The sequence below is a fragment of the Salinibacter pepae genome, assembly GCF_947077775.1.
GTDB lineage: Bacteria > Bacteroidota > Rhodothermia > Rhodothermales > Salinibacteraceae > Salinibacter > Salinibacter pepae.
This window is the reverse complement of record NZ_CAMTTE010000001.1, coordinates 2,140,140-2,164,895: the sequence shown is the minus strand read 5'-3', so window position 1 is coordinate 2,164,895 and position 24,756 is coordinate 2,140,140. Positions and strand designations below refer to the sequence as shown.

Annotated in this window: 19 protein-coding genes, 2 tRNA genes and 1 pseudogene; 20 read left to right on the top strand and 2 right to left on the bottom strand. The window is 64.6% G+C overall.

From position 1 onward, the window contains the following. Window positions 1–347 precede the first annotated feature (347 nt). The 16 genes and pseudogenes from OJA40_RS09065 to OJA40_RS08995 all read left to right on the top strand — a co-directional run bounded on the left by OJA40_RS09065 (window position 348) and on the right by OJA40_RS08995 (window position 15,915). Entirely contained in the window at window positions 348–1,637 is a 1,290-nt protein-coding gene (locus tag OJA40_RS09065; RefSeq protein ID WP_263810401.1) for a CsgG/HfaB family protein, read from the top strand. Between the two features lie 969 nt (window positions 1,638–2,606). Continuing rightward, complete coding sequence (locus OJA40_RS09060; protein WP_263810399.1) at window positions 2,607–3,470, top strand: hypothetical protein; 864 nt, start codon at window positions 2,607–2,609, stop codon at window positions 3,468–3,470. A gap of 65 nt (window positions 3,471–3,535) precedes the next feature. Continuing rightward, window positions 3,536–3,609: transfer RNA gene (locus OJA40_RS09055), tRNA-OTHER, on the top strand. 66 nt (window positions 3,610–3,675) lie between these two features. Then, window positions 3,676–4,506, top strand: coding sequence for a hypothetical protein (locus tag OJA40_RS09050; RefSeq protein ID WP_263810398.1), 831 nt, complete (start codon window positions 3,676–3,678; stop codon window positions 4,504–4,506). 91 nt (window positions 4,507–4,597) lie between these two features. Then, window positions 4,598–4,984 (top strand): curli-like amyloid fiber formation chaperone CsgH, encoded by a 387-nt coding sequence (gene csgH / locus OJA40_RS09045; RefSeq protein WP_263810396.1) that lies wholly within the window; start codon window positions 4,598–4,600, stop codon window positions 4,982–4,984. Window positions 4,985–5,176: 192 nt separating this feature from the next. Further along, window positions 5,177–5,794, top strand: coding sequence for a carboxypeptidase-like regulatory domain-containing protein (locus tag OJA40_RS09040; protein WP_259171004.1), 618 nt, complete (start codon window positions 5,177–5,179; stop codon window positions 5,792–5,794). Between the two features lie 1,109 nt (window positions 5,795–6,903). Continuing rightward, window positions 6,904–7,974, top strand: a complete 1,071-nt coding sequence (locus OJA40_RS09035) for a hypothetical protein (RefSeq protein WP_259171005.1) — start codon at window positions 6,904–6,906, stop codon at window positions 7,972–7,974. Window positions 7,975–8,028: 54 nt separating this feature from the next. Then, a tRNA-Asn gene (locus OJA40_RS09030) sits at window positions 8,029–8,100 on the top strand. A 151-nt stretch (window positions 8,101–8,251) separates the two neighbouring features. After that, a pseudogene (locus tag OJA40_RS15595) lies at window positions 8,252–8,347 on the top strand (hypothetical protein); the annotation flags it as partial. Between the two features lie 71 nt (window positions 8,348–8,418). After that, window positions 8,419–9,216, top strand: coding sequence for a hypothetical protein (locus OJA40_RS09025; protein WP_263810395.1), 798 nt, complete (start codon window positions 8,419–8,421; stop codon window positions 9,214–9,216). Window positions 9,217–11,639: 2,423 nt separating this feature from the next. Continuing rightward, window positions 11,640–11,933 (top strand): UPF0175 family protein, encoded by a 294-nt coding sequence (locus OJA40_RS09020; RefSeq protein ID WP_259080837.1) that lies wholly within the window; start codon window positions 11,640–11,642, stop codon window positions 11,931–11,933. A gap of 510 nt (window positions 11,934–12,443) precedes the next feature. After that, window positions 12,444–12,872 carry a type II RES/Xre toxin-antitoxin system antitoxin gene (gene parS / locus OJA40_RS09015; RefSeq protein ID WP_259059893.1) on the top strand — a complete coding sequence of 143 codons (429 nt, stop codon included), beginning with the start codon at window positions 12,444–12,446 and terminating at the stop codon, window positions 12,870–12,872. A 52-nt stretch (window positions 12,873–12,924) separates the two neighbouring features. Beyond that, window positions 12,925–13,398 (top strand): RES family NAD+ phosphorylase, encoded by a 474-nt coding sequence (locus tag OJA40_RS09010; RefSeq protein ID WP_183957524.1) that lies wholly within the window; start codon window positions 12,925–12,927, stop codon window positions 13,396–13,398. Between the two features lie 1,151 nt (window positions 13,399–14,549). Next, the gene (locus OJA40_RS09005; RefSeq protein WP_183957522.1) at window positions 14,550–14,927 is read left to right on the top strand and encodes a nucleotidyltransferase domain-containing protein; all 378 of its coding nucleotides are present in this window, start codon (window positions 14,550–14,552) and stop codon (window positions 14,925–14,927) included. 235 nt (window positions 14,928–15,162) lie between these two features. Then, window positions 15,163–15,462, top strand: coding sequence for a DUF6364 family protein (locus OJA40_RS09000; protein WP_013060720.1), 300 nt, complete (start codon window positions 15,163–15,165; stop codon window positions 15,460–15,462). A gap of 39 nt (window positions 15,463–15,501) precedes the next feature. Further along, the gene (locus OJA40_RS08995) at window positions 15,502–15,915 is read left to right on the top strand and encodes a type II toxin-antitoxin system VapC family toxin (RefSeq protein ID WP_118829894.1); all 414 of its coding nucleotides are present in this window, start codon (window positions 15,502–15,504) and stop codon (window positions 15,913–15,915) included. 40 nt (window positions 15,916–15,955) lie between these two features. Here OJA40_RS08995 and OJA40_RS08990 read toward each other — a convergent pair whose 3' ends face one another. Further along, window positions 15,956–17,011, bottom strand: a complete 1,056-nt coding sequence (locus OJA40_RS08990; RefSeq protein WP_259171007.1) for a Fic family protein — start codon at window positions 17,009–17,011, stop codon at window positions 15,956–15,958. Window positions 17,012–17,248: 237 nt separating this feature from the next. On the opposite strand from OJA40_RS08990, the gene OJA40_RS08985 reads away from it, so the two are divergent. The 4 genes from OJA40_RS08985 (at window position 17,249) to OJA40_RS08970 (ending at window position 24,069) form a co-directional block, all read left to right on the top strand. Beyond that, complete coding sequence (locus tag OJA40_RS08985) at window positions 17,249–19,288, top strand: hydantoinase/oxoprolinase family protein (RefSeq protein WP_259171008.1); 2,040 nt, start codon at window positions 17,249–17,251, stop codon at window positions 19,286–19,288. A gap of 158 nt (window positions 19,289–19,446) precedes the next feature. Beyond that, window positions 19,447–20,031, top strand: a complete 585-nt coding sequence (locus OJA40_RS08980; RefSeq protein ID WP_259044756.1) for an RNA polymerase sigma factor — start codon at window positions 19,447–19,449, stop codon at window positions 20,029–20,031. Next, window positions 20,021–21,142 carry a FecR family protein gene (locus OJA40_RS08975; protein ID WP_259171009.1) on the top strand — a complete coding sequence of 374 codons (1,122 nt, stop codon included), beginning with the start codon at window positions 20,021–20,023 and terminating at the stop codon, window positions 21,140–21,142. Before OJA40_RS08980 ends, OJA40_RS08975 begins: the two co-directional genes overlap by 11 nt. 77 nt (window positions 21,143–21,219) lie before the next feature. Continuing rightward, window positions 21,220–24,069, top strand: coding sequence for a carboxypeptidase regulatory-like domain-containing protein (locus OJA40_RS08970; RefSeq protein ID WP_259171010.1), 2,850 nt, complete (start codon window positions 21,220–21,222; stop codon window positions 24,067–24,069). A gap of 98 nt (window positions 24,070–24,167) precedes the next feature. Here the strand turns inward: OJA40_RS08970 and OJA40_RS08965 are convergent, their stop codons facing one another. Continuing rightward, window positions 24,168–24,755, bottom strand: coding sequence for a M1 aminopeptidase family protein (locus OJA40_RS08965; RefSeq protein WP_251930066.1), 588 nt, complete (start codon window positions 24,753–24,755; stop codon window positions 24,168–24,170). Window position 24,756: the final 1 nt, after the last annotated feature.

Here is a 24,756-nt window from a genome sequence, read left to right as displayed (position 1 = left end):
CAACGGAGGCATCCTCCTGCCTGAACGATTCCAATCTCTTTTTGGGAGGGTGTCTCCCGGCGCGCATGCCGCGTTGGCTGGGGCGGGTTCCCTCGCGTGCAGGCCAACGCTCTCTCCTGCATCTTGGGAATGGGAGTCCTGGTCCGTTATTTGCCCCACGTAGACACGCGTGCCTAAAGGTGCCTTTGTGGCCCTATCGCCTTCCGCACGCGGCGCAATACCCGCTTCCACAGTTGCTGTACGCCTTGCCCCTCTTTACCCGCTCACCGATGCACCGCCGACTTTTCCCTGTCACGCTCGTTGCGTTTCTTGCCGGCACGGTCCTCCTCCTGGGAGGGTGCGCCTCCATGGATCCCGCGTTTGAGACGCGGGATGCCCACCCGGGCATCGAGAGTACCGTCCACGACTCGATGACGACGCTCCCCCAGCCGGCCAGTCCGGTCGTAACCGCCGTGTACCAGTTTCGCGACCAGACGGGCCAGTACAAGCGCAAAGAGCGCGGCTCCACCTTTTCCCGGGCCGTCACGCAGGGGGGGACCGCCATCCTGATGGACGCCCTCGCGGACTCCGACTGGTTCCGGCCCATCGAGCGGAAAGGGCTCTCGAACCTCACCCAGGAGCGGGACATCATCCGCTCCATCCGCCAGCAGTACGAGGGCAACCAGGCCCAGTCGCTCTCCCCCCTCCTCTTCGCCGGCATCCTGCTGGAGGGCGGCATCATCGGGTTCGACTCGAACGTGATCTCCGGTGGGGGGGGCTTCCGGCTCTTCTCCATTGGAGGCTCCGGGGAGTACCGCCGGAATCAAGTCACGGTTTACCTGCGCGCCGTGTCCACCCAGACGGGCGAGGTGCTGAAGACCGTCCACACCACCAAAACCATCATCTCGCAGCAATTGCAGGGAAACGCCACCCGCTTCGTCGCGCCAAACCTGTTTCTGGAGGCGGAGGCCGGCATCTCGTACAACGAGCCGAAGACCCTCGCCGTGACGGAGGCCATCGACGCCGCGGTGCGCCAACTGACCATTGAGGGCATGCGCGACGGCCTCTTCTCTCCAGCGGACACGGCGGCGGCGCGGAACGTGATCGAGCGCTACGAGGAGGGCAGAGAGCGGGCCACCCGGCGCGACTACTTCGACCGCCTGCTGCAACCGGATAACCGCTCCGGCTTCGGCCTGGAAGTGGGCGGCGGTGGCAACATTCTGCAAGGGGACGTGCAGGGCTCCTCGTTCAACCCGTCCGGCACCCTGGCCCTCCGGCAGCCGCTGTCGCCGCGCTGGGCCTTGGGGCTCACCAACACCGTCGGCCGCGTCAGTGCGGCCGGTGACTTTGGAGAACTGGTGCTCGCGTCGGAGCTGGACCTTACGTACTACTTTGCGCCGCGCGCCCGGTTTACGCCGTTCCTGCGGGCGACCGGCGGGGTGGTGACGCAGTTTCCCGAGCCCTACCGCCTCACCGACACTGCCTCGATCCTCGGCGGGGGCAGTTTCGGCGTAGAGTATATGGTGAGCGCGGACTTAGGGCTGAGCGCCGCCTTCGACGTGCGCTACACGGCGGACGACGCCCTGGACAACGAGGACGTGGGCAGCTTCAACGACAGCCTTTGGGGCGGCAGCGCCGGCATTACGTACTACTTCTGACGGGTGGGTCGGCAGGCCGCCGCGCAACGCTCTGCTTCGCGGTCGATGGTCGGCCGTCCACCGATCTCCCAAGAGTCGCGCCGCAGGCCGCAGTCCGACCTACATAGATCGACGGTCCACGGCGATCGACGGTCCGCGGCGTAACGCGTCTTGAGAGATATTGGGGCTGTCGTGCACGCGGCCCGATCCCCTCGGGAACCAATTCTTGTAGGCTCCCCCGTGTGAGTACCGGCCAATCGCCGCACGGCCCTCCGGCAGCCCGATCTGCCGCGCATGGGGGTGTTGGCCGTCGTCACGCAGACCGCCCCAACCGCAGCCGTTTTCTCGTGCGGCAGGGCGCTAGCAGCAAAAGGCCGCACTTCGACCTCGTCGTTCCGAACGCTGGGCCCGAGGACAGTTGGGACTCCACTTTTGGCGTATGGAGCAGTCTGCTTCCGTCGGCCACTCCCAAAAATGCCCATCTCGTAATATACTGACTCCCGACTTGCTCCTCCACGCATCTCTTCAGGGAGAGCCCCTCAACCACCAGTCTGGGGGAATATGTCCCCAGACTCCTTCCTCTTTTTCCTCTCTCCACCACCGAAGCGGCCGCACAGTCGGCATGCGCCGCCTTCATCATCCGTTGGAAAGGCCACGCCCGTGCTGGGTGTTCTTTATCAGCACGAGGCTATATTTCCGAAAGACGGGGCCGCACAATCCCCAAATGCACCCCCGTCCCGTGCTCAGTATGACGTGGGGATGGGAGCGCTTTCGTTGATTGTGAACTGAAGTCATTTGGTGCAGTGTCTCAAAGCAAAATTGCCGGGATGAGCGGACTCCGGCCTCCGAGCGCCCTGTAGCGCCTTCACGCGAGTGAAGACACTGCACCGGTATCTCATGGGCGCTGCAGGGTTTCGCGCCGGGCACATCGCCGTGCCCGGTGCTTCACCACGCGACTTCGTTCTCTTGAACGCAATCACGCCTACACCCATGAGACAACTTCTCAGAATTACCGCGACGTTTGCCCTCGCCTTCGTCTTTACGGCGGGGGTGGCGTTTGGGCAACAGGAGGGACCGTTTATAGATCAGGCACCGGGTGATGTAGATCCAGACGACGCCAATAACTTTGCTCAAATTGATCAACAGAGCGACGATAACTTCGCTCAGTTTGAGCAGCTTGGATCCGGTAATCTTGGCTTGGTAGATCAGTCGGGAGATGATGGTAACATCGCCGATGTTCTGCAGGATGGGGACAATAATACTGTCCGGCTCCCAACCCAAGGTGGCTCCTTCGGAGCTTTCGACTTCCGAGCTGAAGCAGAAATTGATCAGATTGGCGATCGTAACTACGTGGGAGTAGCCCAGGGAGGAAACGAAAAGATATTCGAGTCTTTTCTGGACGTCAGGATGGAGGGAGATGATAACTTCCTCGGGAATCCTGATGGCGGAGTGACTAGCCAACAGGGAGGAAAGCTGTACGCAGATATCGTCGGTGATAGAAACCGAATTGAGCTTGTTGCTGAACAACAGCAGTCCAAGGCTGACTTCGACATTAGCGGAAGCGACAACACCGTGGAGTTTTTTCAGAAGTCTGCAACTTCAGGCTTCGATCTTAATCCCCAAATCTTGGACGTCGAAATTGACGGCAGTGGAAATACTGTGGACGCGCTCCAGGGGAACTTCACGGCATTCAATAATCGAGCGTTCGTCGATATTGACGGCGGAACTAACACCGTCGATGTCACACAAGGTGCGCGATTCCCCGGCGACCCTGCGTCCTCTTCAAATAACTTCACGCAGATCGATGTCGATGGTAGCGGAAACACTGCTAATGTAACGCAGCAGGCTGAGTAAGCCTTACTGAGCCGAAGTGGGTTTCAACCGCAGCATTCGGGGATCCTATGTCCTCAGTGCTGTTCTGTGGGGTAGTTCAACCGGCAGAACGCCGGGCCCTTCGGCCTGGAGGCCGGCGGTTCGAGTCCGCCCCCCACAGCAGTTAGACCAGTCACACCTGTTCTTCGAGACGAGAATCAGCTACTCCACACGGTTGCTACTCTCCATGCGCTTCGTTCTGCCGTCCGTTTCTTCGGCGACTCGCCGGTCGGCGAGCCTCCTGGTCCTCCTCGGCCTGGCGGTCTGCCTGCTCGGCGCAGGGGCCCTCGGCCCGGTCGGAGTGCAGGCCCAACCGGCACAGGTCGAGCAGGTCGAATCCACGACCGAACAGGTCGAGAGCGCCACGCAGTCCCAAATCTTCGTGGTCCAGGACGAAGGCGGCGTGAGTCGAACGGAGGTGGAGAACTTGACGATGGGCCTCGGGGTCTCGGTGCCTCGTCTCCCCGACGTTGCAGGAAACAGCGCGGTCATCGTTCAGGACGGAAACCAGAACGCCGCGACCATCGAGCAGGTCGGCACGAACAACCGGGCCTCAGCCGCGCAGGTTGGCGACCGCAACAAGACGGTGATCACGCAGGGCGGCGGCGATCCGTCATTCAGCGACGGCTTCTCTGAGGGCGCGTCTGCTGGCGAGGTATTTGATAAGGCCCAGGACGTCAGCCCCACCGGCTCGGGGAGCGACAACTTGGCCGTGGCCGTGCACAGCGGTAGTAAAAGCCGAACGAGCATCACGCAGCTCGGCTCGAGAAACGCGGCCGGCATCCGCCTCGTGGGGAACCAAACCGTGAACCTGATCCAGAATGGGGACGCGAACCGTTTCCTGATGGACACACAGGACCTCGATCCGGAAGGCCTGTCCCTCCGCACGAATGTCGTTCAGAATGGAAACGGCAACAGCCTGGAGACGAACATCCCCGTCGACGTGCAGATGAACGGGAATGGCATCGAGATGGTCGTTCTCCGAGGCACACCCCTTCCCGCTGACCTCGGCTCTTGAAATTAGGGCACACGCTCGCAGCGTTCTCCTCCCCCCCATCTCCAGTCCAGCCCGTCGAGACGTGCACAGCGCACCTTCAGCCGGAGGCCCCTTGGAAGTCCTCACGCTCATCCTCCTGTGTGGACTCAGCTTCACGGCGGATTCCTCAGGTGAAGGCGCGACCACACCGGACGACAGCACCGGCGCCCAGATCCACACCGAGCGCATCGGCAACCAGATGCGCGTGCAGAGCGTGTTCGTGAACGCGGACGTGCCGGCTGACACGCTGCGCTACGAACTGGCCCTCCGCCGCAGCGGCACGGCCGGCACCACGCAGACTACCCAGTCCGGCGCCTTCGCAACGGGCCCCGGCCAGGCCGACACCCTCTCGACGACCCAGGTTAACGTCCAGTCCGGTGACACCCTCACCCTACACCTCCGCGTGCGCCGGGCCGAAACGCTAATCGACAGCGTCCGCGTCCGGCGCACAATTCCGTAGTCCGCGCCCGCCGGTCCTGCGGGCGACTCGGCACACGTCTTGCGCTAGGCAGTACCCCCTGCGGACGTAATCCGCCCCGGGACACGTCGCTGAGCTGCTCTTCTCTTCACCAAGGCCCCTCCGTTCTGCTGCATGTGGCTCCCAAATGTTCGAGTATCTGGACGGTCTTTCCTGCTTGCTGCCCTGCTTCTCGTGGCTGGCGCCCTGGTGGGCTGCGACGACGAGACCGTCGGCCCCGAGACCCGCGGCACGCTGACCGGAACCGTTGAGTCCGCCGAGACCAACGCCCCCATTCCCCGCGCCAACGTCACCACCGGTCCGCCCACCCAGTCGGTCCTCACCGGCGAGGACGGCACCTTCTCCCTCGACAACATCCCCACCGGCAACTACACGGTGACCGCCACGAAGAACGACTTCGGCTCGCGGTCGGTCACGGTGCGGGTGGAGGAGGGCCAGACGACCAACGCCTCCATCCTCCTCGAGCCGGAGAACGGCACCGAGGCCGACTCCCTGTCCGCCCAGGTCACGAACTGGTTCAACGACCCCATCAACCGCGACAGCACCGGGGCCGACAGCATCTTCGTCGACGTGGAGTACCGGGCGGAAAACGTGGGGGAGGGGCCGATCGGCCGCTACAAGGTGTTCTTCGAGATCGAGACGGCCGACGACGGCACGTTCCGGTTCGAGGCGGCGCGCGATAGCCTCGCGGAGGGGGAGGCCGAGCTCGGCGGCTTCCGGAAGTATGTTCGGTCGGACGCGCAGTCGGTGGAGGTCTCGGACACCTTCATCGAACCCAGCGGCTCGAATTGACGGATCGCCGGCGCACCGACCACGCCCGTACACGTCTTTCCAGTGGCCCACCCCCAACCCCAAAAATGGCCCACCCGATGACGTGGGCCTAATCTCTTTGTCTCGGGTCTCGTGCCGCAAGCCCGGCACGCCTCCTCTCTGGCCGCTTCTCGAATAGGGGCCTCTTGAACCGTCCCCGTCGGTCCACCGTCGCTTCGTCGGGGCCTCTCATCGTCGCTCCACAGTACCCGAACCACATCTTTCGTACCGTCTCGGGAAGCCGAGTAGCCCAACCGTCGCCGGGTCGACTCTGGGGCCCCGCTGCAAGGATCCGGACAGCGTGGAGCCCCCCGGCAAACCCTAGTGTTGCACAGGCTCCGCCCGATCGTTCCGCAACGGGTCCTTCCGTCTCGAACAGAGTGGTGCCACTATCGCCCGCCCGGCGACCGATGACGATCCCCCGAATTCGTCTGGATCAGCTCCTCGAGGAGGGTCCAGAGCAAATGGTGCTGTCGGAGCGCGTGTGCCTGCCTCCGAGTCCTCTCTACGAACGGTCAGTGGTCGGTAGAGCACATCCGTACCGAATCGAGAGCACTACAGGCAACACAGGCATCTAGGGGTAGAGCGACGGATGAGGTATGTTCTTCTGGAGCATGTAATCTTCCGGGCTCTTAAACCAGTCTCCTACTGCAGTCTGAACCGCCCCTTGCCCAGCCTCACATACACGATCCGATGGAAAATCTACTTGTCAAATTGGTGCTCCAGCGGATTTAGATATCAAACAGGGGATCCGACGAAATTCGCTCACAGCGGCCGCAATTCCCTTCTCAGTGAAGGACTCGTTGGCGGTCTCTGCACCCCAAAATCCGCCTTCAAGGGCCCCAAACCGGGATTTTTGTCGCCCCCCATTGATCATCTTCAAGATGACTGTCCGTGAGCCTGATATTTAGTACTCACGGTCTCTTTTTATCGGATTTGTTCTTCCAGAAACGCAGGGTGCTTGTGACTTGCGTACGAAGCTGGGAAAACGGCCCGCCCCTTAGTTGGGTGAGCGAAGAATCGGGACGATCCGCCGGATCCTCCGGGCGTGCTCCCAAATTTGTCTTCCTAAAACTAATTTTTCTCGATCCATGAGATACTTTGCTAAGATCACGACCACCTTTGCGCTCACCCTCGTCTTTTCGGCGGGGATGGCGTTCGCACAGCAGAGTGAGTCTGATGTCACGCAAGATGGAGATAACAGCACTGCAGACGTTACGCAGACCAACAATGGTAGCGCTGACATCGACGCTACCGTGATGCAGTCCGGCGGTAGCAACAGCGCTACTATTGGTCAGACTGCAGGCGACGGGGTTGCCACTGCCACTGTAACACAAACCCTGGGTGGGACTGAGGCGACTGTCACGCAGTCGCTGTCGAGAAACCTTGACGCTGACGCAGATGTGACGCAGGCAGGCAACAACTTCGCGGAGGTCGATCAGCTTGATGTCGCTAGCGTCGATGCTGTGGTCAATCAGACCAATGTGGGAGGCGCTGATGGTGTTTTGAATAGCGCTGACGTGACCCAGCAGAGCACAACTGGTTCCGATGCTGATGTCAACCAGACAGGGGCGGACAACCGAGCTACCGTGAGCCAGACTGGTACCTTCAGTATGGATGCGGATGCGACCCAGAATGGACGTGGAAACATTGGTGTACTCACGCAAACGGGCGGCTCTCCTGGAAATGGGGCAGTTGCCGACCTTTACCAGAATGGCCGAAACAACATCGCGCGCTTGGATCAGAATGGAGGTGCTCGTGACGAGTACGGTCCTGCCACGGCTGACGTTGACCAGGACGGTAACGCGAATAAAGTAATTGGCCGGAATGGAGCCCGTGCTGTCGACCAGGAGGACGGCGCTTCACTCACCGCTGACCAGGATGGCAACAGCAACGTTGTCCGTCTCGATCAGGGCGACAACGCCATGGCCAACATCGTCCAGGATGGTAACGGCAACGAGCTTCAGGGCTTCGGAAGCACCCGCGATGTAACTTTGCAGGGAGAGGGCGCTGAGCTTCTCCTCGACCAGTTGGGGAACAACAACCTGTCGAGAGTGGAGCAGGCTGGCGGTGCCTTCGCCGACATTGACCAGTTCGGGAGTGGCGATATCGCGAACGTCGATCAGAACGGCGCGAGCACGACTACCGTCACCCAGCAGTAACTCGACTTCACTTCTACGATATCAGCACCGGGGCCCACGCCCCTGGTGCAACCCTGTGGGGTAATTCAACGGCAGAATGTCTGGCTGTTAACCAGATCGCTGGCGGTTCGAGTCCGCCCCTCACAGCTGTTGAAAAGGGTCTTTCTCAAATCCGGCTCACAACTGACCAGACGCCATGTTCTTTTCTCTGTCGGTCTCGATTGTCCTGCAGGCCCTGATGGCCACCTTGTCTTTCCTGCTTTCCGTCGGCGTCGCGGCAGGCTAGAACAGTGATACCTCCATCGCCCAGTACGGCGACAACGACGACGCCCGCATCGCCCGATTAACTACCCAAAACGGCTCCGGCAACACCGCGACGATCACCCAGGAGTAACGACCAGCCCCTAACCGTCGCCTTCGTCGGCGGTAGACGCGCACACATTCTCATCATCCCCTTCTGACATCATGCGTCGGCACCGCCCCTCCTTCGATCCGCTTCGTTCCGGGATCATGCTCCTCACGACCCTGCTGTTGACTCTTGGGGTGCTGGCCGCGGGTCCGGCGGCGGCCCAGGTGGAGGAACAGGTCGGGGCGGAGACCACGCCCGACGTCAAGGGCGCCTCCCAGTCAGAGGTGCTCGTCGTGCAGGTCGGAGACGCCGTCGGCGACGTGACCGATCTAATTCCGGCGGGCGCGCCCGGCCTGACGCCGACCGACGGCAACAGCGCCGCCATCTTCCAGGATGGCAGCGGCAACGACGCCCGGATCCGTCAGGTTGGCACCGGCAACGAGGCCTCCGCGTCCCAACTGGGCAACGACAACGAGATTGTAATTACACAGGGCGACGACAGGGTGGTCCCCACTGTCTTCGACGGCGGCCTGCAGGAGGACCTCTCCGCAACCAATGTCTTTGGAGCCGTCCGCACGTTCAGTCCGAGTGGTCCAGGACAGGGAAACCGAGCGGTGGCCGTCCACAGCGGTAGCGAGAATCAGACGAGCATCACGCAGTTCGGCAGCAACAACGCGGCGGGCATCCGCCTGAACGGCTCCGGCAATGCAATGAACCTGCTACAGACCGGCAGTGAGAACCGGTTTTTGATGGAAACCGCCACCGAGGGGCTGGACATGAACGTCCTGCAGAATGGGAGCGGGAACAGCCTGCAGACGAACATGCCGGTGAGCGCCGAGATGAACGGCAACGGCATCAAACTGGTCATCCGGCGGGGCGGCGGTGCTCCGCTCCCCCTCAGAAACGGCGAGTGAGGCGTTGGGGCCAGGGGGCGTGCCTGTTAGGCAGTCGGTTCCCTGTCGAGCGAAGGCTCTCGGCCGAGAAACTTGTCGACCGGACGGCCAGCTCTCCGCTAAAAGGACTCGCTCGTGTTCAGATACCGACTGCCAGCAGACCATTCCTCGCAGGTGTCCGCGCAGAGACCCCGATGGGTCGAATCCATGTTCGGGTAGGCGCAAATCTCACCCGCGGATCTCTTGAGTTGTCAAACAGGCCACGGGCAGTGGGTCAAGGCGACGCGGCCGATGCAGGTAATCTGCACTACTTCCAGAAGCTCCAACTACCGAAGCTCTGGCTGTCGAAGCTCTGACCGCTCCCCTCGAAGCTTCCTCCTCGTGGGGAGGTCTCAAAACCTGGCCTACGCGGAAGGATCACACGGGCCACCATGCGGTGATCTGGAGGGACCCATGCCGGCTCTTCCTAAAGATGGAAAGTTTCGTCACGGCTGCCGGGCCTGCGGCATCCCTGTCTTGAAGTTGCGAGGCGTGGAGACTAGTTGTTTTTGTACTACCTGCAGGTCAAAGGGCTTCCAATGCTGGAGTCGCCCTCTCGTGGCATATTAAGGTTGCCTTTTTGGCATACTGGGCCCGCAGAAAGCAGCGCATCGCCGGATGCTCCAAACCTTACCAGCCGGTCCCGACCGATTGGGGCAGGGCCAGGGGCCATAGAGGCCGTCAGTCACAGAGGCCGTCGGTCACGGCAGGCGGCGCTGCTTTCCTCTTCCTGCCCGTCTGCCATGGCACGCGGCCGTCGGAGCAAGCTCGTTTCGGCTTTCTTGACGGAGCTGCCCTGGCAGCAGGGCACCCCAGCCCACCGCACGCGCCGAAAATCAGGGCCGGCTGGAAACGGCGAGCGGCAACCGCGCTGGTCAAGACGCAGCGACTCACAGGTAATCACCTTGTAGGCTCACCTTATAGGCTCACCTTGCATGCTTACCTTGCACGATCACCCTGCATGGTTAGCGCAGCAGAGCCGCCGCATGCGTGAGGCAGTACACGTGAGACAGTAATCGTCGCAGGCGAGCGAGAACGCAGGATATCCCTCCTGATGACATCCTTTCTGGTATCAGTCCACCTGGTGGTATCTCTTCTGGTGGTATCCCACCTGGCGGCCGCTTCCAATCCCGCCCGGCCTGAGCGCTATTCGATTTGAACTGCACCCTCACCCTCCCCGCATGTTTTGGACCTCTAGTGTGCTGTCTGCGCCGGCAATCGTCTGGGGCGCAGCCGCAGTTTGGACAACAGGTACATTGGCGCTTCTGATCTCTTCTTTTCTCCCGCCGAGAGCCAAGACGTCTTCCCGGGGCCACGTCCAAGACGGGCCGTTCTTGCGTTTGTCCAGCCCCTACCGGACTGCACTCGGCACTGTGCCACAAGCCTCAGCTGGGCTCGCCGGGCCTCCGGGCTCCTCCTATCCCTCTGGCCTGCGACGGCCACAGAACCGGCCAGGCCTAGGACGTCAGGCCGGCGGCTTATCATCTCGCTTTCTGTGCCGCGGTTCCACCCGCCAGAAAGGCTCTTGGCCCTACGGTCATGCCTCTCAGGCACCGCATATCAGGCCGCAGTCGCTGCGCTGGCTGCCATTTGGGGCTCGTCGCCAGTGGTGAGGCAGCGCCACCAAAAACGCGTCTCATGCTGGCAGCTTCGTCTCACGCTGGCGGGCCCCTCCAAAACGCATGTGCAGACGCACGTGCCTGGCCGGAAGAGCTCTGCACGCCAGTGGCCTGGTGGACCTGGGACTGTAGGGCAGGAAGGCCCCTCTCTTCAAACGACTTCATGGGAGGGGGAGAATTGAGGGGGAAAGACGACCGGTCGCTCCTATTGTCACTACTATTGTCACTACGTGGTGACAACAATTGTCACTACCCCGTGTGGTTTCTTTGAGGCGAAGGTCGAGCGCCCCGGCACGCAGGGAATTCCACAGGCGCAGCCACAAGCTCGGCGGCGCACGGCGGGTGATTGTGTCGGGGCCCTCCGTCTTTTGAGCATCCCCACGCCACCGCATCATTCCTGCATCCCCGATGCCTGCTTCCGGCGCCTCCGATACAGACGGCCCTTCTGGGGTGGGGGTCGACGTCGGCGGCATGTTCACTGACTTCGTCGTGGCGACCGATCCCATCTGTATGTGGAAGCGTTCTCTTATGTGGAAGCGTTCTCTACCGCGCAGAAGCACATTCTACCGTAAGTCTTGGGCATGATCCTGTAAGAATTCTTCCGCGCACAGAACGATGCCACACAGAACACGTCCGATGGCGGCCCACCGAGGTGGCGGGGCAAGACCACTGGAGAGCAAAAGCGGTAAATTGCCCGGTTTTTGGGTACAGAACCAGCTTCGACCAGCCCCGTTCAGAAAAGAGATTTTCCCTACAACTCTTGATCCCCCTTACAACCCTTGAGTAGTGACTCCCTCAAAGGACGTTCAGCTCTCGATTCCTCGTTCGGTCGCCGACGCACTGGCCCTACCCGAGGGCCGGAAAAAAGAAGAGCTCCAGCGCGAGTTGGCCATCTCTCTGTACCGTGAAGACATGCTCTCTTTTGGAAAGGCCCGTGAGTTCGCCGAAATGAGTAAGCATGCGTTTGGCCGGCTGCTGGGCGAGCGAGGTGTCGAGCGGCACTACGGCCCCGACGAACTGGCGGAGGACCTTCGCTATGCTAGGGGGGACAGCTCTCACGACGAGGGAGCAGCAGATTGACTTCTCCTCCGGCTAATCCGGCTGTCGCTTCGCGAGAGATTCTACCATCGGGCGAGCGGTGCCCGCGGGTACACTGGCGATGACACATCGCCCATTCAGGTCTTACCCGGCTCTTCCGGAGCAACAGCTCCAAGCGTTCTTGGACGCCACAGGTGCTACCTGCTACCCAGAACGGTTCGGGCTGACCCTACCAGTAAGACAATACAGCCGCTTAGCTTTAGCTGGCTGCACCTGCTCCGATGTACAAACTTCGATTATGTTTTGCGAGAGGGGTCCCCTGCAGGCCGGCTGAAGCCGGGAGTCCTATTGCCCTCTCGCGCTCTCCCGATACTACAGGATACACCTATAGGACAAGCCGTTCTGAGAATGACCAGCCCAGAGGCCTCCAGTTTTCGGGCTGCAGGCAGGAGCGACTGCAACACTGCCTTCCTCCCTCTTGTAAGGAACAGGCCAGCATGAAGACAACATGTCGCCTGATCGATGACAAACTGCAAGCCTGTCCTCCTCCCAATGCCCACTCCTTCGACCCCGCCCCGCCCCGTTGAGTCGTTTGAAGACCTCCAGGCCGCAGGCCTCTCCGGCTTGCTCGAATCAATCGATGAGGGCCTTCCTGCGAGGCTCATAGGCGAGATCCAAGAGCGACTCGGGGTTGACACCGAGGAGATGGCCACCCTTCTCGGCATCTCGCCTCGCACCTTGAAGCGCCGCGGCGAAAGCGGCAGCCTCACCCCAGTTGAATCTGAGCGCCTCTACCGCATCGCGCGCCTTTTCCGGAAGTCCACCAGTGTTTTCGAGAGTGAAGAGGAGGCCCGCTCCTGGCTGAAACGCCCGCAGATGCGCCTGGGCGGAGAGGTTCCCCTTGAGATTGCCCGGCTGGAGCCGGGCGCCCGGGAGGTCGAACGCCTTCTTGGCCGCATCGAACACGGGGTTCCGACCTAGGTCCTTGTCTTCTCTAGTTCGCCTTGCCTCCGCCAGCGGCTGGTATTGACGGATGGCTGATCTGACGGTTTGGCGCCTCACGAAGGAGCAGTATTCGGGGTCGGCCTTCAGCGGAGAGGGAGCGCGCCAATACGGGGGGCGGTTCAACAGTCCGGGGATATCTGTCGTGTACACTGCCGAGAGCCTGCCGCTGGCGCTCGTCGAGACGATGACCGGATTGGAACGCTACGATCAGCTCCGGCGCTACGTGTTCTTTCGGGTGGGGATCCCACAGGGACAACTCTCCAAGCTAGAAGCGGAGGACCTGCCGGACGGGTGGGACCGGCATCCTCCTTCCTCTCGGTCGCAACGTGTCGGTGATCGGTGGGTCTCCCGCGAGGAGTCGGCGGTTCTCAGGGTTCCCTCTGTCGCGGTGCCCTACAGCTACAACTATCTCCTCAATCCTCTGCATGAGGCCTTCGACAACATCGAGATCGGCCAGGCCGAGCCGTTTCCGGTCGACGAGCGGCTGATCTCCGACCGGTAGGACAGAGGGCCTTCCTGTCGGCTGTGTCTCTAGGGCTGCGCCGATGGGGCGGCCTCCCTCCCGCTACCTGGTCCTCAGATGCGCCGACACGACAGGGATCAAACAGGCGTTTGGGAGAAGAAGGACAAGCGAGAAGCCGTCCAGGCTCGCTCCTTCCCGCCTCGGGTTGCGCTGCCCAGTTGACCATCAAGCTTGCTCAGAAGCAGACTCGCCGTCATGATCCTCGTCCAAGAAAGCCCCTTGACCACGTGTAGAAGCGCTAACTGAACCCTTCTGATTAAAGGAGACGAGCACACCTCCTACGCAGAGATTCTGTCTCGCTTCAGTCATCACTTTGTTCGAACTGGTCGTACCTCAGAAGGGATCAGAGAAGTCCTCACCCAGGCTGAGACAGATCGCAATCGAGCCGACTACGACGCGTTTTTCGTCTTCGAGATCCAGGCCGCAGAAGATCTCGTCAGCGACGTGTCTCAGTTCCCCAAAGTGGCACGCAGAGCAATCGAAAACCCCAGGGAATGAGATTCCTGACTGGGTAAGATCCCTGATCGGCAGGTCTTGCACGACGTAGCCCCCCTTCGAGAAACACTTCTCATCGAAGAAGAGCGGCGGTTTTCAGAGAATACCCCTGCCCCATTGTCACCACTTTTGTCACTACGTGGTGACAACGATTGTCACTGCCTCGCGTGGTTTCTCTGAGGCGGACATCGTGCGCCACTGGATGGATGTCGTAGGCTCGGGCAACCTCCGCGTCGGTTCCATCTGACTGGAGCGCCTCAAGAACAACCTGAAGCTTGAACTCTCCGGCTGTAGGTCCGATTACCCATGGCGCGTATCGTTGGATTGGTTGGTTTGCGGTGAAACTAAGCAGGCTGCGATCCAACCTCATTCTCTTAGTCGTCCCACCAGTCCAACTTTTCGGGCGCACCTCAATTGGATTCGACTATTTGACTTCGACTGTGTCCCGCGAGAGAGTCTCCGAACCGACAGGTTCGGGACCGACAGGTTCGAAATCGACAGGTTGGTACCACCGGAGGAGCGACAACTCCGTGAGCAACAGCTTCATAGAGCCGGGATTCCTCGAAGCAATCGGCTCCCAAGCCCTCTCGCGCTCTCCCGATACTGTAGGTTGAGAACGCCAATCGGTTCAATTCGTGAACGTATACGCGTTGAAAATCATCGTCGTCTGTTCCTTGATGCCTACTTCCTCACCCTTCTCTACTCCGGTCCGAAGGGCACTTTCAGATGCAGAGTCTGCTCTTGGAGAGATCTATGGCGATCGGCTAAAAAAACTCATTGTCTATGGCTCTCAGGCCCGGGGGGAAGCCCGTCCCGATAGCGACGTGGACCTCATGATTGTACTTGGTGGAAAGGTTTACCCAGACGAGGAGGCCCAACGCACCAGCCAATTGGTGATCCGTCTTGCCAGCGAGTACGGCGTGGCCCTTTCTCCTCTTCACCTCAGCGAGGAGAATTTTGAACGCGACCGCCCTTTGCCTCGGGCAGCTCGGCGGGAGGGCGTGGTGCTTTGAGCGAAACCAGCAAATCGGGCGAGGACCCTACGGAGGCCCTTCTGCAGAAGGCGAGCCAAGCTGCGGACGTTCGCTTCGGTCCAGCGGTTACTCATTCCCGTACGATCGGCTGGAGCTGTCCCCGAAATCAGAACCCCGGCAGCACCGAACGGGCCCCAGATGAAGGAACAGAGAACGAAGCAACTGGTGCACGTCACAAAAGCGCACTTGTTGACGTATACCGGTAGAACTAGTAATGAAGTCAAAGCTTACTCTTCGTCTCGACGACGGTTTGAAGGAACGTGCCAAGCAGTTAGCTGAAGAGCGGGGGACCTCCGTCTCCAAGATCGTAGAAGACTACTTCCGACTCTTGCTCCACGATCCAAGCGGAGGCGACTCCAGAGCGGAATCGGCATCCGGTAAAAATGCCGTTCCTGACGATCTCCCGCCTCGCACTCGACAGATGGTCGACGCTCTCGGTCCGGCGAAGACGGACCTTGACCTTGATGAGGATACGGAGGCCTGGGTCGACGCGATGCACGAGAAACACAAGTAGCCCGAATGCTCCTCGCCTCCGATACCTGACCGGGTTGACATGACAGTCCTACTTGACACGAATGTGCTCATCGATGCCGCCGTTGTGTCCCGTTCCTATCACGGCACGGCTGTCCGGCTGATTGCTGCGGCCGAGCGCGACACCATCGATGGTCTCGTCGCACCCACATCAATCGCGACCTGCTGGTACGTGGCCCATGAGCGGGAAGACACCGATCCGCGCCCACTCTTCGACCTTCTGGCAGACGTGATGCGATTCGCTCCCATGGGACGCTCACCCCTACGAACGGCGCTTCAGAATCCTGGGACCGATGACTTTGAAGACAGTTACCTTGCTGCTGCTGGGACATCAGCCAGCGCTTCTGCAATTGCAACTCGAAACGAGTCGGATTTTGTATCGACGACCCTCACGCCCTATCATCCCCTCGACCTCGTGGAGATGCTGGGCAAGTAGTCCCCAGGACACGAACTGCTTGCCCTCTCGAAGTGGATGCCTATCCGTACTCCCCGATCTTGCGCCAAACGGCAGCAGGTCCTCTGCCTTCGGCTTTGATCCTCCTCTGCTCCTTGAGTTCGTTGAACACCTTCCGAATGAGCGATCGGCTCACGCTGGGACAGAGCTCTTCTACGTCCCGCGTCTTGAATCCGTCGGGCAGCTCCTTGACCGCATCGAGAATCCGCTGCGTCTTCGCCCCCCGCTGGGTGCGAAGTTCGCCGACCCGATCCTCAAACTCTTCGTAGGCCGCTAGGAGCGTTCCGAGAAAATAGTCCGTCCAGGGCCGAAGATTGTGGTTTCCCTCGTGCCACCCCTGGGACGAGCGATGCAGCGTGTCATAGTAACTTTCCCGGCTGTCCTCAACGAGCTTTTCCACACTGATGTACTGCCCTACCCCGTAATCGGCCCTGTAAAGGAGCAGAAGTGTCAGAAGTCGGGCCATCCGGCCATTGCCATCTCGAAAGGGATGGATGCACAGAAAGTCCAGAACATACGCTGCAATGAGCAGCAGTGAATCCACCTCTTTCTCCGCCCAGGCCCGACCAAACCGGTCGTGAAGCGTCTTCATGTAGTCGGGCGTTCGGTGTGGCGACACGGTTTTGAACCGGACCACCTCCCTGCCGTCCGGATGCTGTTCGATGATGTCGTTACCGGCCGACTTCCAGTCCCCACCGCGTCTGCTGGTGTATTTGAACAGGTCCCGATGAAACTGTCGGACAACGCCACTCGAAAGCTCGATGTCTTCGTGACGAGTGTGGATGGTATTCAAAACATCCCGGTAGCCCGCGATAGCCTGCTCAGAGCGCGTCTCCGGAGCCGCGCTTTCGTCCATCAGTTTCTTGATGCGCTCTGGTGCCGCCTCTACCCCTTCAATTCGATTTGAGGACTCGGCGCTCCGGACGACTGCCACCTCCCTCAAGGTGTCGAGCGACTGGCGGGCTTGCTGCGTGTATAGCTGTTCCCGTCCCCGATACTCATGGAGCCGGCCCACCGATCGCATCAGATCATGGTCGAGCGATAGGGCAGGAAGGCCCCTTTCTTCAAACGACTTCATGGGAGAGAGAATTGAAAAGACGACCGGTCGCTTCTATTGTTACTACTATTGTCACTACGTGGTGACAACAATTGTCACTACCCCGTGTGGTTTCTTTGAGGTGGACATCGAGCGCCCCGGCACGCAGGAAATTCCGCAGGCGCAGCCACAAGCTCGGCGGCGCACGGCGGTTGATTGTGTCGGGGCGCCTCCGTCTTTTGGGCATCCCCACGCCACCGCATCATTCCTGCATCCCCGATGCCTGCTTCCGGCGCCTCCGATACAGACGGCCTTTCTGAGGTGGGGATCGACGTCGGCGGCACGTTCACCGACTTCGTCGTGGCGACCGGGGCGGGCCTGGAGGTGCGCAAGGTCCCGACCACCGACCCCCAACACGAGGCCGTCGGCACGGGGCTCGGTCGGCTCGACGTGCCCCCCGCGGCGCCCATCGCCCACGGCACCACGACGGCGACGAACGCGCTTTTGGAGCGGCAAGGCGCGAAGGCGGCGCTGGTGACCACGGAGGGCTTCGCCGACGTGCTCGCCATCGGGCGGCAGGACCGGCCCGACCTCTACGACCTGACGCCGACGCGGCCCGATCCCCTGGTGCCGGCCGCCCGGCGCCACGAAGTGCCGGAGCGCATCAGTGCCGAGGGGGACATCCTCACCCCGCTGGACGAGGCGGCCGTGCGCCGCGTGGCCCGCGTTCTCGAGGAACAGGACGTCCAGAGCGTCGCCCTCGCGTTTCTTTTCTCCTACCGGAACCCCGAGCACGAGAAGCGGGCCGCCGAGCTCCTTCGAGACGAGCTGCCCGAGGAGGTCCCGGTGACCCGAAGCAGCGCCCTCTTGCCTGAGCACCGGGAGTACGAGCGCACGGCTACGACGGTCGCCAACGCGTACGTCCGCCCTAGGGTGGAGCGCTACCTGACGCGTCTCGGCGACGAACTGAGCGAGCGGCCGGTTCGCGTCATGCAGTCGAGCGGCGGCACGATTGGACCGGGGCCCGCCGGCGAGCAGGCCGCCCGCCTGGCCCTGAGTGGCCCGGCCGGCGGGGTGGTCGGCGCCCTCGGGGTGGCCCGGCGCGCCCTGGGCGAGGCGCCTCGCGTGATGACCCTCGACATGGGCGGCACGAGCGCCGACGTGGCCCTCTGCGACGGGGCGGTGCCCCGCGCCACCGAGCATACGATCGCCGGCCTCCCGCTTCGCCTCCCCGCCACCGATATTCACACCGTCGGGGCCGGGGGCGGCAGCATCGCCCACGTCGACGCCGGCGGCAGCCTGCGGGTAGGCCCGGAGAGCGCGGGGGCCGAGCCGGGGCCGGTCTGCTACGGGCGCGGCGGCACCCGGCCGACGGTCACCGACGCGCACCTCACGCTAGGCCGCCTCGACCCCGACCGCGTGCTCGGCGGCACCGATGCCCTCGACATGGCCCCGGAGGCCGCCCGCAGCGCAGTGGGGCGCCTCGGCGAAACGCTGGGCCGATCGCTGGAGGAGACCGCCCTCGGCGTCCTGCGGGTCGCCAACGCGACGATGGAGCGGGCCCTTCGGCGCGTGTCGGTGGAGCGGGGCCACGACCCGCGGGACTACACGCTCGTTCCGTTCGGCGGGGCCGGCCCCCTCCACGCGGCGGCCCTGGCGGAGGCGCTCGGCATGCCCCGCGTGCTGGTGCCCCCCGCGCCCGGCGCGCTCAGCGCGCTCGGCCTGCTCATGGCCGACGTGACCCATGACGCCTCCCGGGCACTCTTGACCCCCGTTGGCGCGCTCCAGGACGATCCCGCCTCAATCCAGCGCGCCGCCAGCGCCCTGGCTGAGGACATCGAGTCCGTCCTGGAGGGCCATGGCACGCCCGAGGTCGCCTTCGAGCTCGACCTGCGCTACGTGGGCCAGAGCTACGAGGTGACCGTGCCCCTGGCCTCCCCCGTCACGGCACCGGCTTTGGGCGGCGTCGCCGAGGCCTTCCACGACCGCCACCGCCGGCGCTACGGCCACGCCGCCCCGGAGGCCCCGGTCGAGGCCGTCGCCCTGCGGGCCCGCGGGACGGTGCCCGTCTCGCCCCCGCCCCTTCCCCGCGAGCCCGAGACCGACCTGCCCCTGCGGGACGCCGAAATCGGCACCCGCCCGGTCTGTTTTTCGCCCGGCGGCCCGACGGAGACGACCGCCTACGCCCGCACGGCCCTGCACCACGGGCACACGCTTGAGGGCCCCGCCGTGCTGCACCAGTACGACACGACCATCGTCGTGCCGCCCGGCTGGCGGGCCCGCGTCGACGCCTACCGAAACGTCTGGATCGAGCGGTAGCTCTTGCGGCCTGTCTGGCCGCCCCTCCGGCCGCTTGCGAGAGCCTTTTCCCGGGAAGCGGCCGTTCGAAAGCATTCAGGTGCGGTGGTCACCGGCGGGCCGACGCGTGTTGAACCCTACGCGGGGCCGGAGCAACACGAATCCGTATTCTCGTTCCCATGCCCGACACGCCTCCATTCGAGGAGTGGTGCCGCCGCCTCAAGGCGTCGGACCGGGAGGCCTACGCCGCGCTCTTCGACGCGATGTACGAGCCGGTTTTTCGGTACGTCCGGTCGATCACGTCGTCGGCGGAGGCGGCCCAGGACGTGGCCCAGGACACGTTCATTCGCTTGTGGGAGGCGCGGGAGTCCCTGAGCCCGGGCCAGTCACTGGAAGCGTACCTCTACCGCATCGCCCGCAACCGGGCATACAACCACGAGCGCAACCGGCGCACCCGGGACGAGAAGGAGCCGGCCGTGCGCGACAAGACGGCCGCCCAGCCGGCCTCGCCGGCCCGCCCCGACGACCAGGCCGATGCCGACCAGCTCGAGGACCGGCTCTGGCAGTGGATCGGCGAACTGACGGGGCGGCAGCGCGAGGCCCTCGTGCTGACCCGCTTCGAGGGCCTGAGCCACGAGGAGGCGGCCGACGTGATGGGCATCTCCCCCCGCACGGTGAACAACCACATCGTCCGGGCCCTGAAGCACCTGCGAGGCCGCGTCAACGACTACGAACCCGACCTGCTAGGCCGCGATGAGCAATGATACCCCCTCCCTTCCCGACTTCTTAGAAGAGCGCCTCCAGGAGGAGTCGCCCGAGGGGCGGTCGAGCCTCGGTGCAGTCTGGGAGCTGCTGGGCGGCGCGGATGCCCCCGCCACCGAGGAGGCAGACCCCGACGCGGCGTGGGACGCCCTCACGGAGGCGCATCCCGAGCTGGACGCGACCCCGGCAAACGGCACTGCTTCCGGCACCGCCCCCCAGACGGAACAGACAGAAGCGGCCCCAAAGTCGCGGCGCCGGCAGCGCCCGGCCCGCCGGTCGCGCCGCGCCCACTCGTGGCGGGTGGCCATGGGGCTGGCCGTCGCGACCCTCGTGCTGGCCGGGGGCCTTTGGCTGTGGCGGCAGCCGGTCACGATCACGGCCCCGCCCGGGCAGCAGCGCACGGCGGCCCTGCCGGACGGGTCGACCGCCCACCTCAACAGCGGCACCACGCTCACCTACCGGCGGGGCTTTCAGTCCTGGCCGTTCGTGGACGCTGCCCGCCGCGCCGTGGAGCTGGGCGGGGAGGCGTTCTTCGAGGTCGAGGACGGGGACCGCCCCTTCCTCATCGAAACCGCCAGTGCGGAGGTGGCCGTCACGGGCACTCGGTTCAACGTCCGCGCCCGCCCCGGGAACGCTCGGCCCGAAAACGCCGATCGGGACGACGCCCGCTCGGCCGCCCCCCGCTCGGCCGACCCCGCAGCGGCGACCGAGGTAACGCTCGTCGCGGGCCGCGTCGAGGTAGCCGCCCGGACACGGCCGGAGAGGCGCGTGGTGCTGTCCGAGCCCGGGGCGAAAAGCCAGGTGGCCGGCCCCGATGCCACGCCCACGCCTCCGGAACCGGCCGCCCCCAAGTACGCCCTCGCCTGGCGAAACGGGGGGTTTGCGGCCCAGGCCCGGCCGCTCACGTCGGTGCTTCAGGACCTGGAGCGCCGCTTCGACGCCACCCTGCGCCTCCACGACTCCGTGGAGGAGACCCGGGCGCCGGTCTCCCTCTACTACCCGGAGGCGCCGGATCTGGAAACCATTCTTCACGACCTCTGTACGGCCCGCAATCTAAACTACCGCCCCACGAGCCGCGGGTTTGAGCTCTTCGCGGCCCCGGCAGGTCGGTAATTCCGGGTCGGGCTCCGGATCGGTCAGTTCGGTCCGGCCACGTTCTCGCCTCTGGTTTGCATTCCGCTCCGGCCGCCATGACAGCTCCAGGCGCCACGCCAAACGCGCCGCACTCGCTTCCGGCGACCGCGCTCCTGGTCGTGCTATTGCTCGGGGGCCCCCTTCTGTCTGGGGGACGCGCAGTGGCGCAGCCCAGCACGGGGAAACCTGCCGCCCTAGGCATTCAGGATGCCCCGCTGGAGCAGGCGCTGGAGCAGATGGCCACGGCGACCGGCATTAGCCTCGTGTACGACGCGTCCCTCGTGTCAGGGCGGCGGGCCTCCTGCGTCACGGACACGTCGCCCCCGGAGGCCCTCCTCCGCTGCCTGCTGGCCGGGCACCCCGTCGACTACGTCCGGACCTCCCAGGGCACCTACGTCCTTCGCTCGCCCGTCCGGCGGCCGCCACGGGTGGGGCGGCTGGCCGGGATCGTCCGGGACGGGGAGGCCGGGCGCCTCCTCCCCGACGCGCACGTCCGCCTGCCGGACGCCCAAGAATTTCGCGGAACGGTCACCGACTCGACCGGCCGGTTTCACGTGTCCGGTCTCCTGCCCGGCCCCCACACGGTCGTGGTCAGCCACCTCGGCTACCGCCGCCACGAGGCGACCGTCTACGTGCCCCCCAACGATACCGCCCGCCACGAGGCCGTCCTTGCCCCCTCGCCCATCGCGGCCGACTCGCTTTTCATCGACGCCGACCGCTACGGCCTGCCGTCGGCCCGGCGCGAGGCGGACCGCGTGCCGGCGGCGCCGCTCCGGGCCGGCGGGGCGACCGAGGTGCCCGACGTGCTCGGCGCCGCCGGGTCCGTTCTCGGCGTGACTGCGTCCGCGCCCTACGCCGACCTGCACATCCAGGGCGGCCCGGCCGGCGGGCATACGCTCCGCCTCGACGGCATGCCCGTGCGCAATCCGGCGAGTGCAGGTCGCCTCCTCGGCGCCTTCAGCCCGCTGGCGCTAGAGGGCCTCACGGCCCGGAAGGCCGGCTTCGGGGCCCTCCGCGGGAACGCCCTGTCCGGCACCCTCGAACTCACCCACGACCTTCCGGCCCCTTCGGATCCGGGCGGGCAGTACGGCACCGTTCGCGCCGACTCGCGCAGCCTGGGCGCCCGGCTGCAGGGCAGTGCGACGCTGGGCGACACGCCCGTCTCGGCCATGGTGGCCGGCCGCACGAGCGTGTGGGACGTGTACCAGGACGCCGGGCTCCACGACCTCATCGACCGGTGGTCGACGCTCGACCCCATGCTCGCGGCGGCGCAGGTGTCCGCCGACACCTCCCTCGCCGGCGGGTCGCTGGGCGCCCGCACCCAGCCGAGCGCCGGCTTCTACGACCTGCACGGCGCGCTCCGCTTCGACCTCGGCCCCGCCACACGGCTCGACCTGTCCGCCTACCACGGCCGCAGCACCCTCGGGGCCGACCTCGTGCTGGGCCAGCCCATCGGTACGGACCTCGGGCAAACCGGCGAGGAGGGGGACGACTTCTCCCTCGACTCCTCCCCCTTCAAGCTGCCAACCCGCGACGAGCAGGACTGGTCGAATACGGTCGCGCAGGCCCGCTACCAGGCGCCGGTCTCCGGCCGCACGACCGCAACTTTGCAGGCCGGCGTGAGCCACTACCGGGGCACGGCCGCCTCGGAGGTGGGCGAGGTCCAGTTCACCTCGCCCTCGTCGCTTCGCTCGGAGGCAGGGGTGGCCGCGGCGCGCCAGGCCGCCCGTGGGGAGGAGGGCACAAGCGCGGTCACGGACGTTCTTTTGGAGGGAGAGGTTGACGTGGCCCTCGGTCCTCGCTGGGGCCTCGTGTGGTCCGGCGGCCTTACGCATCAGCGGAGCCGCGTCCGCATCGGGAACGCGTTTGCCCCGCAGCTTCAGCACCGGGCCCACACGAGCCGGCTCACGACCGCGGCCGAGATGACGATTGGCCTCGGGGCCCACCTGCAGCTCGACGGGGGGCTCCGGCTGACGAGCCGCCCCGGGCAGGGGACCGTGTTCGCCGAGCCGCGGGGCGCGCTCCGCTACGACCGGTCCATTGGGGGGCTAGGCACGGTGGGCCTGAGCGTGCGGGGCGGCCTCTACCGACAGTTCACCACACAGTTTGACCTGATCCGCGACGGCGCCACGGCGGTCGTGCCTACGACGCGGATGTGGCTCCCCCTCACCGACCCGCTCACGCCGCCCCGCACCTACCACCTCGCGGCCGACCTGACGTGGGCGCCCGCGCCCCGCTGGCAGATCGACGTGGAGGGCTACCGGAAGTGGCAGCCCCACCTGCTCGCCATCGACTATCCGGCCCTGCGCGGCGCCCCTACGGCGCCGGCCGCCCCGACGGACCCATCGCGGTTCATCGCCCCCAGCCACGGATTTGCGCATGGCGGCGGGCTGGAGGTCGCCTACGAGGGGACGCCCCTCACCGGGTCGCTGCGCTACGCCTACAGCCGGGCCGAGCGTACCTTCCCGGGGCGCTTCGGCGGTCGGCAGGTCTTAGTGCCGTGGACCGACCCGCACCGCCTTGCCCTCACCGCCGAGGTGCCCCTGGGCGCCGGCCTGGCGCTGGAGGCGACCGGCGAGGGCGTGTGGGGCCGCCGCTGGGGCTACCGGCGGGCCTACTACGCGTACCTGACGCCCGACGACCTCGGGGCGGCCTGGGACGAGCGCCAGCTGGATCGGCCCGAGACCCATCGGCTGCCGCCCCGATACACGCTCGATGCCGGCGTGCGCATCTCCCGCTCCTGGGCCGGGGTCGGCGTCGAGGGCCGGATCGGCGTCGCCAACGTGCTGGGCCGCCGGAACGTGGCCGACTGGGGACTGGAGCCACACCCGGACGGGTCGGTCTCGCGGTGGACCCGCTCCCTGCCGGGCCGGCGGGCCACGGTCTCCGTTCGAATTCGCTACTGATTGCGGCGGCGCTGCGCCCGGGAGGCCGGCAGCCAGCCACAATGCCGCCCCCCCGAGCGGGACGCAGGCCCGGCCCCACGCCAACACCGGAGGGGACGTCACTCAGCCCGGGTGACGGTCGTCATGTTGTCCTCGGTTTCCCGATCGATGAGTAGCGTGAAGGGGTCGACGCCGGCCCGCGCCGGCTTCTCGTCCACCGTCACGGTGATTTCTTGCGTCCCGCTCGTAAGCCGGTGCGTCTGCCGGTAGAGCGTCCGCTGGTCCTCGGCGCCCACGTCGCTCTCCTCGGCGAAGACGCCAATTTCCACCGGCAGGTCCATCGGCGCCTCCGTGGGGGACGCCCCGATGCTGTCGGCCTGCTGCTTGCGGGCCTCGACCGTGAGGGTCACGCGGTACCGTCCATCCGCCGTTTCCCTGTAGGTAGCGCCGGTGGCGCGGTTGTCGTAAAGCGTGATCTTGCGGAAGAGGTCGCCCACGAAGCCCTTCAGCGAGTCGGGGGCGGCCGCCTCGAACCGCTCGACCAGCGCCTCGGAGGTCACGAAGGGGGGCGACTGGTATTGGTTGGCCCGCAGGAACTCCCGAAGCACGCGGTTGACCGTCTCCTCCCCGAGGTACTCCTTCAGGGCGTACATGACGAGCGAGCCCTTCTCGTAGTGGATGTATCCTTGGCTGGCGGCGGCCGTCATG